General features: G+C 69.3%; 12 protein-coding genes and 1 tRNA gene. 7 read left to right on the plus strand and 6 right to left on the minus strand.

Going from position 1 to position 11,815, the window contains the following annotated elements; genetic code table 11:
• The 4 genes from ABT130_RS31905 to ABT130_RS31920 form a co-directional block, all read left to right on the plus strand.
• Positions 1-265, plus strand: a 265-nt coding sequence (locus ABT130_RS31905) for a hypothetical protein (protein ID WP_350961658.1), incomplete at its 5' end; no start/stop codon positions are given.
• Between the two features lie 618 nt (positions 266-883).
• Positions 884-2,308, plus strand: a complete 1,425-nt coding sequence (locus ABT130_RS31910; RefSeq protein ID WP_350961661.1) for a selenium-binding protein SBP56-related protein — start codon at positions 884-886, stop codon at positions 2,306-2,308.
• Positions 2,309-2,319: 11 nt separating this feature from the next.
• Entirely contained in the window at positions 2,320-2,946 is a 627-nt protein-coding gene (locus tag ABT130_RS31915) for a hypothetical protein (RefSeq protein ID WP_350961664.1), read from the plus strand.
• A gap of 40 nt (positions 2,947-2,986) precedes the next feature.
• Positions 2,987-4,246: a serpin family protein gene (locus ABT130_RS31920; protein WP_350961666.1), complete on the plus strand. Its 1,260-nt coding sequence runs from the start codon at positions 2,987-2,989 to the stop codon at positions 4,244-4,246.
• 33 nt (positions 4,247-4,279) lie between these two features.
• Here ABT130_RS31920 and ABT130_RS31925 read toward each other — a convergent pair whose 3' ends face one another.
• Positions 4,280-5,071 carry an SDR family oxidoreductase gene (locus ABT130_RS31925; RefSeq protein ID WP_350961669.1) on the minus strand — a complete coding sequence of 264 codons (792 nt, stop codon included), beginning with the start codon at positions 5,069-5,071 and terminating at the stop codon, positions 4,280-4,282.
• A 61-nt stretch (positions 5,072-5,132) separates the two neighbouring features.
• Positions 5,133-5,873, minus strand: a complete 741-nt coding sequence (locus tag ABT130_RS31930) for an SAM-dependent methyltransferase (protein WP_350961671.1) — start codon at positions 5,871-5,873, stop codon at positions 5,133-5,135.
• Positions 5,874-5,980: 107 nt separating this feature from the next.
• Between ABT130_RS31930 and ABT130_RS31935 the strand changes: the two genes are divergently transcribed.
• Positions 5,981-6,802, plus strand: a complete 822-nt coding sequence (locus ABT130_RS31935; RefSeq protein WP_350961673.1) for a MerR family transcriptional regulator — start codon at positions 5,981-5,983, stop codon at positions 6,800-6,802.
• Here the strand turns inward: ABT130_RS31935 and ABT130_RS31940 are convergent.
• A complete protein-coding gene (locus tag ABT130_RS31940; RefSeq protein WP_350928921.1) occupies positions 6,786-7,223 on the minus strand; it encodes an SRPBCC family protein in 438 nt (145 codons plus the stop codon). The genes ABT130_RS31935 and ABT130_RS31940 overlap by 17 nt on opposite strands.
• Positions 7,224-7,465: 242 nt before the next feature.
• The gene (locus ABT130_RS31945; protein WP_350961675.1) at positions 7,466-8,383 is read right to left on the minus strand and encodes a diacylglycerol/lipid kinase family protein; all 918 of its coding nucleotides are present in this window, start codon (positions 8,381-8,383) and stop codon (positions 7,466-7,468) included.
• Positions 8,384-8,549: 166 nt separating this feature from the next.
• Here ABT130_RS31945 and ABT130_RS31950 point away from each other — a divergent pair, with 166 nt between their 5' ends.
• Positions 8,550-9,047, plus strand: coding sequence for a hypothetical protein (locus tag ABT130_RS31950; protein ID WP_350961677.1), 498 nt, complete (start codon positions 8,550-8,552; stop codon positions 9,045-9,047).
• Positions 9,048-9,284: 237 nt separating this feature from the next.
• Here the strand turns inward: ABT130_RS31950 and ABT130_RS31955 are convergent.
• Both ABT130_RS31955 and ABT130_RS31960 read right to left on the minus strand, forming a co-directional pair.
• Positions 9,285-9,357: transfer RNA gene (locus ABT130_RS31955), tRNA-Ala, on the minus strand.
• Between the two features lie 19 nt (positions 9,358-9,376).
• Complete coding sequence (locus ABT130_RS31960) at positions 9,377-10,807, minus strand: MFS transporter (RefSeq protein WP_350961678.1); 1,431 nt, start codon at positions 10,805-10,807, stop codon at positions 9,377-9,379.
• A 109-nt stretch (positions 10,808-10,916) separates the two neighbouring features.
• On the opposite strand from ABT130_RS31960, the gene sigJ reads away from it, so the two are divergent.
• On the plus strand, positions 10,917-11,813 hold the full coding sequence (gene sigJ / locus ABT130_RS31965; RefSeq protein ID WP_350961680.1) for an RNA polymerase sigma factor SigJ: 897 nt from the start codon (positions 10,917-10,919) through the stop codon (positions 11,811-11,813).
• Positions 11,814-11,815 lie beyond the last annotated feature (2 nt).

Raw genomic sequence — 11,815 nt, forward strand, 5'->3', positions numbered from 1 at the left:
GAAGGACCCGCAGGACCCGCAGGACCACAAGGACCGGAAGGACCGGCAGGCGCTGACGGCGCACCCGGACCGGAAGGACCCGCAGGACCCGCAGGACCACAAGGACCGGAAGGACCGGAAGGACCGGCAGGACCGGCAGGCGCTGACGGCGCACCCGGACCCGAAGGACCCGCAGGACCACAAGGACCCGCAGGCGCTGACGGCGCACCCGGACCGGAAGGACCCGCAGGACCCGCAGGCGCCGATGGCGCACCCGGACCGGTAGGCGCTGACGGCGCACCCGGACCCGAGGGACCCGCAGGACCGGAAGGACCCGCAGGACCCGCAGGCGCTGACGGCGCACCCGGACCCGAGGGACCCGCAGGACCACAAGGACCGGAAGGTCCGGAAGGTCCTCAAGGTCCCGAAGGGCCGCAAGGACCGCCCGGACCGCCCGGATCGGGAACTTTGAGCACCCCGACGACCAAGCCACCGGTTATCAGGATGCCGATCATCACCGCCCCGGTCATCTGGACTCCCATGCATGCCTGCTCTCCCGTGAGAATCTGCTGAGGTTTTCCGGAGAGCTCAGGGAACAGGTCGATTGACACCTCCCGGCCCAGCGGTTCACTCCGTAGGTCCCTAGGACCAGGAAAGTGGCATTCGGGAACGGCTGTGCCGGGCAGGTGGCCGTCGACTGACCGACAGAACTGACAGACAGCGAGGTACGAGGCATCATCGCCCCGTACCTCGCTGTCTGTCCGCCCCCTGCCGGAAGTTCTCACACCCGCGAAGTCGTCTCCTCTTCCGCAGGCCCGCGAATCGACACCGCCGGGCGTCGCAGTCCTCCACCCCGACTACGCGATATGCCCCTGGACAGCGGGAAGTTTTCCTACAAGATTAGTTGGATATCGGTTCCGGCTACGAGTTCCAGGAGTTCGCTGTGCCGCTCATCCAGCCTGACCCCACCTTCTACCCGTCCGCCCGCGAGGCCATGCTGGCCCCTCCGGAGGGGCTCGCCTACGTCGCCCTCCTCGACGCGGCCGGCGACGGCCGGCCCGATGGGCTCGCCACGATCGACCTCTCGGACGGATCGATCATCGATGTGCACGACATGTCCGTCCCCGGCGACGAGCTCCATCACTTCGGCTGGAACGTGTGCAGCGCGGCCCTGTGCCCGTACGCGCCGCACCCGCACGTGGAAAGGCGCTACCTGGTCCTCCCCGGCCTGAGGTCCAGCCGGATCTACATCTTCGACGTCAAGGACGACCCCCGGCATCCCAAGCTCGTCAAGACGATCGAACCGGAGACGGTCTTCAAGAAGACCGGCTACAGCCGCCCGCACACCGTCCACTGCGGCACGGACGCCATCTATGTCAGCGCGCTCGGCAACGTGGACGGCGACGCGCCCGGCGGGGTGTTCACTCTCGACCACGACACCTTCGAGCCAAAGGGCCGCTGGGAGTCCGACCGGGGGTCACAGCGGCTGCACTACGACTTCTGGTGGCACCTCGGACACGACACGATGATCACCAGCGAGTGGGGGACGCCCAACCAGATCGAGCCGGGCCCCTCACTGGAGCTGCTGGTCGGCCGGCAGTACGGCCACAAGTTGCACGTCTGGGACCTGGCCAAGCGCAGGCATCTCCAGGAGATCGACCTGGGTGACCAGCATCAGATGGCCCTGGAGCTCCGGCCCGCCCACGACCCGACCAAGACCCACGGCTTCGTCAACACGGTGATCAACGTCGAGGACCTGTCGGCCGGCATCTTCACGTGGTACCTGGAGGACGGCCTCTGGAAGGCCCGCAAGACGATCACAATTCCAGCCGAGCCCGCCGACCCCGACCTGCTGCCCGAACCGCTCAAGCAGTTCGGCGCGGTACCGCCGCTGGTCAGCGATATCTCCCTGACCCTCGACGACCGGATCCTGCTCGTCTCGGCCTGGGGCACCGGCGAGCTCAAGGCGTACGACGTCTCCGACCCGTTCGCCCCGCGCGAGACCGGCTCTGTCCGAATCGGCGGGATCGTCCGGCGCGACGCCCACCCTGCCGCCCCTGACCGGACGCTGAACGGGGGGCCGCAGATGGTCGAGACCAGCAGGGACGGGCGGCGGGTCTACTTCACCAACTCGCTCTACCGGTCCTGGGACGACGTCTTCTACCCCGACGGCATCTCCGGCTGGATGGCGAAGGTGGACATCGCCGACGACGGTTCGATCGCCCTCGACCCCGGCTTCTTCGTCGACTTCGCCGCCGACGGCCGCCGTGCGCACCAGATCCGCCTGCAGGGCGGCGACTCCTCCTCCGACTCCTACTGCTTCCCCTAAAGGCCCGCCCGATGGATCTGACGTCCCTGCTCGTCCTGGCCGGGCTCGGTGCCTTCCACGGCCTGAACCCGGCCATGGGCTGGCTCTTCGCGGTCGCGCTCGGCCTGCAGGAGCGCTCGCGCGACGGAGTCCTCCGGGCGCTGCCGCCCATCGTGTTCGGCCACGCGGGCTCAGTGCTGATCACGCTCGGGCTGGTGTCCGCGGCACGGCTCGCCGCCCCGCCGAAAGCGATCTCGTACGGTGTGGCGGCCCTGGTGTGCGCCTTCGGCCTCTGGCGGCTGCTCAGACGGCGCCACCCCCGCTGGGTCGGCATGAGGGTGACGAGGTGGCAGCTGGCCGGATGGTCGTTCCTGATGGCCACCGCGCACGGAGCGGGCCTGATGGTGCTCCCGGTCACCCTGCGCGGCGGGCATGAGGGACACGGAGGGCATGGGGGCCATGACGCCACCACACTGGCCTCACAGAGCCTGCTGGCGACCGGGGTGCACACGCTGGCCATGTTGGTGACGGCCACTGTCCTGGCCCTGGTCGTCTACGAACGGCTGGGGGTGGCGGTGCTCCGCAAGGCGTGGTTCAACCTCGACCTCGCCTGGGCCGTCGCCCTCATCGGGGCGGGCGCCTTCGCCGCACTCACCTGACGTCACCCGCCGCACCGAGGGTGAACCACCGTGCGGCGGCATGCGTGTTAGAAGCATGCGCCGACTGTTTCCCGCCCTGCTGGCCGTCGCCGTCCTGGCATCGTGCGCCATGGCCGAGCCCAACGTGATCACCGCTGAGGGGGTGCGGCGGGAGGTCCCGGAGAACCCTCCGGTCGCGGAGACCGTACGTGGTCTGACGTCCTTCGGGCATGCCCTGTTCGCCGCGACCGCGAGCCCCGGGGCCAACGCCGTCCTGTCGCCCCTGAGCATCGGTTACGCCTTCGGCCTGGCGAGGGCGGGGGCGGTCGCGGATACCGCGACCGAGCTCGACGAGGTCTTCGGTTTCCCCTCAGCAGGACCGCATACCTCGCTCAACGCGCTCACCAGGCAGATCATCACGACCGAGGACCCGCCGCCCCCTCCTGCCCCGGGTACGGAGCGGGATGCCCGGGACACCCCCGCCCCTGCGATCGTGGGCATGGCCAACGGGCTGTTCACCCAGAAAGGGCTGAGCGTCAGGGCGGAGTTCCTGCGCACCCTCGCGGCACAGTACGGCACGGGTGTGCACCAGGTGGACTTCACCGGGGATGGCGCCAAGGTCATCGACGCCTGGGCCGAGGAGCGGACAGCCGGGCGGATCAGGAAGGTGTTCGACAACCTGAGCCCACGGACCAGGCTGGTCATCGCCAACGCCGTATACCTCAGGGCCGAGTGGACGACGCCGTTCATCGAACCGCCCGAGGAAGGCGCCTCCTTCACCCGCGCGGACGGCACGACCGTGCGTACGGCCCTGATGCGCCGCGACGGCGGCCTCCCGTACGCGGCGGGGCCCGGCTGGCAGGCCGTGGAGTTGCGGTACGCCGGCGGTGACCTGGCCATGTGGGTTCTCGTACCGCAGGCGGGCGGTTCTCCCGGCGACCTGCTCTCCCCCGCCGTGATGGCACGGGTGGCCGCCGGGCTCAGGGAACGGCCGGTGAGGCTCGCCATGCCACGCTGGGACTTCTCCACGAGCCTGGACCTGGCGGAGCCGCTCGGGAAGCTGGGACTGCGGGAGACCGACTATTCGGGCATCACCGACGGCGCCTCTCTTGAGCAGGCCGTCCACCGCGCCAACATCACGGTGAACGAGTGGGGGACCGAGGCCGCCGCCGTCACCGGCCTCGCCTTCACCGTATCGGCCCCGGCCACGCCCGAGGCCGAGGTCCGCGCCGACCACCCGTTCGCCTTCGCAATCGTTCACCGGCCGACGCTGACCCCGTTGTTCATCGGCCAGGTCGGCGATCCGGCCGCCAGGGGCTGAGCCGGCACGGACGGTCAGGCCGGACCCCGGCGATCACGCCCGCAACGAGTCAACGAAATGCGCCATTCCGGTCAGCCAGCGGTCGGGGTCCTCGGCCTTGCGCCGGACGAAGCCGGCGACCTCGGGGTGCGGAAAGATATGGAACCGCTCGGCGGCGAGACCCTCGACCACCGCGTCGGCCACGGCCTCAGGGTCGAGGACGGGTCCCGACGCGCCCGCCGCCCTCGCGCTGAGATGGTCCGCGGCGACGCCGCGCTCGAACATGGCGGTGCGCACGCTCTGCGGGCAGAGCACGCTGACCCTGACGCCCCTGGTCGCGTAGTGGATGGACACCCACTCGGCGAAGGAGATCGCCGCCGATTTGGTCACGGCGTAGGGGGCGTCTCCGGGGCAGCTCACCAGCCCGGCCGCCGAACAGGTGTTGAGCAGGTAGCCCTCACCGCGCTCGACCATCCCGGGCACGACCGCGCGTGCCGCGTAGACGTGGGCGAGGACGTTCACCGCGATCGTCCGGGTCCAGTCCGGGTTCGTGGCGTCGAGCCCGCGGCCGGTGGTGACACCGGCGTTGGAACAGAACAGGCCGACCGGGCCGAAGGCACTCTCGGCGGTGGTGACCAGGCCTCGTACGTCCTCCTCGACCGACACATCAGCCCGTACCGCGACCGCCCGGTCACCGATCTCCCTGGCCACCGCGGTCGCACCCGCCGCGTCGATGTCGGCCACGACCACGCCGGCCGCCCCTTCGGCGGCGAACCTGCGGACCATCGCCCGGCCGATCCCGCTCGAGGCCCCGGTCACCACCACGACCTTGTCCCGCACCCGCATGCAAGCTCCCTCGAACCGACCAGCCGGTCTCTGGGAACCTATTCCTACCCGCCAGTAGCCGTCAACGACGGCGCAGCACGAAGACACCCCAGCCGAGGTGTCGCCTGCCGTACTCGACATGCGAGCGGCGACAGCGCTCCAAAAAGCCGCGCACTCCCTCGACGTCGGGATCGTCGGGATTGTCACGCAGCCAGTCACTCAGCGTCCACCACTGGCTCGCCACGTAACGGTCCCAGCTGTCCTGGTCGGCGAGGACCATCTCCAGCACCTCGACCCCTGCCGCCTCGAACCTGTCGAAGGTCCCCGCCAGCGAGGTGAAGTCGTCCGGTCCGAACCCGAACGACTCGTATGCCGCCGCGGGCGGCTCGGAGTTCCAGTACGGCTCGCCGACGAGCAGGATCCCGTCCTCCTTCAGCGGGGGGAGCATCAGCTTGACCGTCCCCTCCAGCCCGTTGCCGATCCAGGTCGCCCCCAGGCAGGACACGACGTCGAACGTCCCCGGCTCCGCCGGGTAGGCTCCGGCGTCCCCCTTCTCCAGGCGTACGCGATCGGCGACCCCGAGTTCCCCGGCCCTGGCACGCGCCGCGTCGAGGAAGACGTCGCTGATGTCGACCCCGACCCCCTCGATCCCGTGGACGAGAGACCACTGGCAGAGCATCTCCGCCTTGCCGCAGCACAGGTCGAGCAGGCGGGCTCCCCGCCGGAGCCTGGCGACCTCGCCGAGCAACGCCAGCTTGTCGTTCGTGAACGGGTTGAGGATGCGGTGACCGCCCTCGGCGATCTCGTGAAAACGCAGTGACATGACCACCATGCTTCCCGGGTGGGGAACGGCCGGACAACCGGTTATCCGCAGGGGGCGGATCTGAGGTTGCGGCTGACACGGTGTCAGCCCCTATACCTGAAGGCACCATGTTCAGCATAGGAGAGTTCGCCCAGCTCGGCCGCGTGTCGGTGCGCATGTTGCGCCACTACGACGCGATCGGCCTACTTCAGCCCGCCCATGTCGACCCGGCCGGTCACCGCTTCTACCGGGCCGACCAGCTGTCACGGCTCAACCGCGTCATCGCCCTGAAGGACCTCGGCTTCACCCTGCACCAGGTCGGTTCGATCCTGGACGAGCGGGTCGACGCCGCAGAGCTTCACGGGATGCTGCGGTTGCGCCGCGCGGAACTGGAGGAGCGGATCGCGGCGGACGCGGCGCGGCTGATCCGGGTGGAAGTAAGGCTCACGACAATCGCCAAGGAAGGTCACATGCATCCCGAAGAGGTTCTGCTCAAGCCGATCCCCGCGACCCGCGTGGCGGAGCTCACCGCCGTCGCGGCGAGCTACGACGCCGAGGACATCGGCCCCGTCATCCAGCCGCTCTTCGACGACCTGTGCCGGAGGATCGAGACCGCCGGAGTGAGGATCACCGGTTATGGCATCGCCCGCTACGAGCCGGAGGCCGACGGCCGGGTGACCGTGCACGCCGGGTTGGAGGTCGCCGCGGAGACAGGCGGCGACTACGACTTCGCGATCGTGGACCTGCCGGAGATCGAGTCGGCCGCCACCATCATTCACCGCGGCTCGATGGAGCAGACGGGCCCGACGCTCCAGACGCTGGCCCACTGGATCGACGAGCACGGCTACCGAGGTGTCGGACTCGCGCGGGAGGTCTCCATCGACTGCCCACCCGACGACCATGACAGCTGGGTGACCGAGTTTCAGATGACGGTCACGCGCGCGCGATGACCAGGTCGCCGAGGCGGCGGAGGTCCTGCTGGAGCTTGTTCCTGAGCACGCGTCTGACAAAGGGGACACGCAGGCGCTGCAGGCCGCGGAGCCTGATCCTGAGGTGAACGGTCACCAGGCACCGGTCGCCGTCCAGCGGCACGACCGACCTGCCGCCCTCGGCGTCGATCCCCGAGATCATCCGCCAGGCGAACTCCGTCCCGGGAACCACCGAGGTCACCACGCTGCCGGTGTGATGGACACGGCCCCCGAAAGTGATGGATTCGTCCGTGGTGGTACCCGGGACGACGAGGCCCGGCGGGTCCGGCGCCATGGTGGTCACACCCGCCCGCCATCGGGGATCCTGGCCGAAGTCGGCGATGATCCGCCATATCTCGGCCGCCGGACGCGCTATCTCGATCGACACGTTCAGCTCGATCACAGTCCGTACACGATCCCTGTCGGGCGCTCTGACCTCGCCCGCGAGCGAGCACCGGAACGGACCCGCCTGGGGCGGCCGGGGCCGTCGACCTCCGTCCAATGACTACTGGTCATTGCCGCTCTTTTCCATAAAGCAATTTAGTCGACAAACCATACCGAATCTGCATTTGTTATGAATGTTGACTAAAAGGGAGAATCTGCGGCAACCTGACAGGGCTGTCCCCGGTCCACGGTGGCCGGGGATCACAGCTGCTCGGAGCCGGTGGACTCGGGGACGCGGATGGTGATGCCGCCGGGTACCACCCTGGCCTTGAGCTTGGTGACGGCCCCCTTGGCGCCGCCGTCCAGCTCGTAGGTCATGGGAGAGCCGAATCTGGCGGTGATCTTGCGTGCCCGGGTCATCCGGACGAACGGCGACTCCTCGGACCGCCCCGTGCTCATCCGGCCGAGCACGCGGGCCCACTGGATCGGCCCCTTCGCGGTGGTCACGCCGATCTCCAGCCATCCGTCGTCGGGACGCGCGTCGTCGAACGCCTCGATACCGCCGGTGATGGTGCCGACGTTGCCCAGCAGCAGGCAGCTGGCCTCGCCCTCGAACCACGTCACCCCGTCGATCCTGACCTCCATCGGCACGAGTTCCCCGCGGACGTGGCGCAGTCCCGTCCAGACGTACGCCACACGCCCCAGGCGGTCCTTCAACCCCCGGTCGGCCTCCTCCATCATCGCCGCGTCGAAGCCGACCCCGGCCATGACGGCGAAGTGCTCCCCGTTGACCTTCCCCAGGTCCAGCTTCCGGCTCTCACCGTGGAACGCGACGTGCACGGCCTTGGGCAGGTCCTCGGGGATGCCCAGGTTCTGCGCGAAGAGGTTGGCCGTTCCCGCGGGGAGGATGCCGACCGTGACGCCCGAGCCCGCGATCGCGTCCACGCAGCGCTGCACCATGCCGTCACCGCCCCACACCAGGATCAGGTCGGCCCCCTCCTTCAGCGCCTTCCGCGCCTTCTTCGGCGCCTTCTTGCTCTTGGGCACCTCGTACCAGAGCAGCTCACCGACTCCCTCGTCGGCGAGGAGCCTGCGCAGCTCGTCCAGCCCTCCGCCGAATGACTTCCGCCGGTGAGCGATCACCGCGACCGTGCCGATCCTCTGCTTCCGGGGCAGCATCTGACCTCCTGTAGCACCGTGCCGGATACGGTGACGGCTGCCCTCGCCCCGGAGCGGCAAACGTCGCGTGCGCCCAGCTCGTATCTGGTTTCCGCGCCTCCCGGCTGCTCGTCCGGTTCGGTCAATCGGTGATCAACAGGTCCTGGAAGTCACTATCGTCACACCCATGGAGCAACTGGCGTTCACCTCGACCACCCTGGTCAACTTCAAGGACAGGACCTACCGCTGGGTGGACGTGAAGCACTTCCGTATCACCCCCGGACAGGACGACGAACCGCTGCTCACCGCGCTGCTCTCGCACCAGCTGTACCGGGACGACTATCTGGGCTCCGGCTCCTGGAAGGGCGACGGGTCGGTGCACGGCCCCTACCGCCTCGACGCGCTCTCGGCCGCCTCCTTCGAGGACGTCGACGCGGAAACCGCCTCCGCCACGATCCGCACCTGGGCCGGCAGGTACACCGATCTCCCCGAGACCGTCGCCCACGACCTGGAGACCGAGGTCTACCGGCTGATCCGCGCGGCCACCTCCCGCTATCGCCTCCGCGACCTCGACGAGGCGGCCCGCGACGACGACCTGGGATGGATCCTCGGCGAGTTCCACGAGCTGGTCCTGATCGACCGGAACGAGGGCTCCCTGGCCGTCATCGTCGCCTCCGACGACTGACCCCGCTCCCCCGGCACACGTTCGGCTCTCCGGCCCGCGACGGACGGCGAACACACGGCCGAGCACCTGGGCCGATGCCGTACCGGCCATGGCCTACGGCCGATACGGAGACCGGACAGCGTGCGGCCCGCCCCTGAGTGAGGCGAAGGGTCCGGGGGCGCGTCCCCCGTGTGAACGACGAAGGGGCTCGCCGGAAGCAGACTTTCGTCTGCGAACAGCGAACCCCAGCCATCGAAGTGGAGCTATGGGGATTCGAACCCCAGACCTCCTCCATGCCATGGAGGCGCGCTACCAGCTGCGCCATAGCCCCTTGCGATGCAGATGAAATCTTAACCGACTTCAGACACCCCTCGCGCCATCATTCCGGACACGAGCGCGATGGCCGCCGACCCCAGGGCGCTCACGGTGATGATCCCGAAGGAGATCACGTAGGCGTCCCGGGACGGGATGGCGGTGCCGGCGACGGTGATGGAGGTGAGGAGCGCGGCGGTCGCGGCGCCGGAGAGGCTGCCGCCGATGGAGCGGACCAGGGAGTTGATGCCGCTGGCGATGCCGCTCTGGTCCCTGGGCACGTGCTGCACGGCGAGCGCGCCCAGCGCCGCGTAGGCGACGCCGAAGCCCAGTCCCTGCACCGCGTTGGCGCCGACCAGCTGGAGCACCGAGTCGTTGAAGAGGGTGAACCAGCCGAATCCGATCGCGCACAGGCCAGCGCCGAGAGCGAGGGAGTAGGCGGGGCCGAACCAGGCCGAGAGACGGCCGGCCATGAAGGAGGAGAGCAGCATGGTCACGGTGCTGGGCAGGGCGTAGAGACCGACGTCGAGAACAGATCCCCCGAAACCGTACCCAGCGGACGGGGGTGTCTGGATGAAGCTGGAGATCAGGGCGAAGGAGCCGAACATGGCGAAGCCCAGGAGCAGCGAGGCCAGGTTGGCCGGGAGGGAACGGCGGCCGACGAGCAGGTGGAGCCGTACCATCGGCGCCCGGAGCCGCAGCTGGCTGAAGACCCAGACGGCACCGAATCCGCCCGCGCCCGCGAACAGCCGTAGGACGGCTCCCGAACCCCAGCCCCAGTCGTTGCCCTTGGAGATCGCCAGCAGCAGGCAGACGAGCCAGGCGGACAGCAGTGCCGCGCCGATGAGGTCGGGGCGGCCTCCGGCACCGGTTCCGCCGCCGGGGGCGCTCAGCACGATGAGAACGATCGCGATCACGCCGAGCCCCGCGGTGATCCAGAAGACCGGGTGGTGGCTGGGGGTGCGGTCGGCGATCAGGCCGGTGACGATCATGCCGAGGCTGCCGCCGACGCCCATGGTGGCGCTGACCACCCCGATGGCCGTCATGACCCTGTCGGGCGGGAAGGTGTCCTTGATCATGCCGATGGCCAGCGGCACCAGCGCCGCCGACGCGCCCTGCAGGGCCCGTCCGGCGATCAGTGCGGAAAAGGAACCGGACAGGGCGCAGACCAACGAGCCCAGGACGAGCAGACCGACCGTGAACAGGATCATCCGCTTCTTGCCGTACATGTCGCCGAGGCGCGACAGCAGCGGCGTGGCCACCGCGGCGGCGAGCAGTGAGGCGGTGAAGACCCAGGTGACCTCGGCCACCGACACGCCGAAGGTGGCCATCAGCCGGGGCAGCAGCGGGATGACCACGGTCTGCTGGACGGAGACGACCATCCCTGCCGCGGAGAGTGCCACCAGGGTCAACCAGAGATGTCTGCCCTGCTGCGCGGCGCCCGGTTCGGCGACGATCGTTCCCGTCACTGCACACTCCTTCGCTGCCGACTTCTGCTCTCGCATGGTAAGGCGCGGCAGTAAACAGCCGTTTACCGGGCTATGTCACACCGGAGGGCCGTGATACGTCTATTCCCCTATGGCCGTTGAGCGTTTCGAAGGACACCGCGACCTGCTGACCGGGGTCGCCTACCGGATCCTGGGCAGCGTGACCGACGCCGAAGACGTGGTCCAGGAGGCGTGGCTGCGCTGGTCGGGGGTGGACGCCTCCCAGGTGCGGGACGACCGCGCCTACCTGGTCAGGGTGGTGACACGGCTCTCCATCGACCGGCTCCGGCGGGTGCGGGCCCAGCGGGAGTCCTACGTCGGGCCGTGGTTGCCGGAACTGGTCGTCACCCCGGATGTGGCCGAGCACGCCGAACTGGCCGACTCGGTCGAGTTGGCGCTGCTCGTGGTGCTGGAGACCCTGTCCCCGCTGGAACGTGCGGTGTTCGTGCTGCGGGAGGCGTTCGACATGCCGTACGCGGAGATCGGCGAGGTGATCGGGCGCAGCGAGGCGACGACCCGGCAACTGGCCCGGCGCGGCCGGGAGCACGTCCAGGAGGGCAGACCGAGGTTCGAGGTGGACCGGGGGCTGCGGCGCAGGCTCACCGAGCGGTTCGCCGCGGCGGCCGTGACCGGAGACCTGGAGGCGCTGACCACGCTGCTCGCCGAGGACGCGTCGCTGGTCAGCGATGGCGGCGGCAAGGTCAAGGCCCCGCTGCGGGTCATCAGGGGCGCGGGCAGGGTGGCGCGGTTCCTGTCCTCGATCGGATCCGAGACGGGCGCGCGGAGATTCATGGAGAGCCTGGGCGCCGAGTCGTTCCCCGGCTTCGAGGTGGAGATCGCGGAGGTGAACGGCGGGCCCGCCGCGGTGGTGAGCGTGAGCGGGCAGCCGATCACAGTGTTCTCGCTGGTCGTCGAGGACGGACTGATCAGGACCGTCTTCCTGGTGGCGAACCCGGAGAAGCTCTCCCGGCTGAGGGGATCGCGGTGATG

The sequence above is a fragment of the Streptosporangium sp. NPDC001681 genome (assembly GCF_040298085.1).
GTDB lineage: Bacteria > Actinomycetota > Actinomycetes > Streptosporangiales > Streptosporangiaceae > Streptosporangium.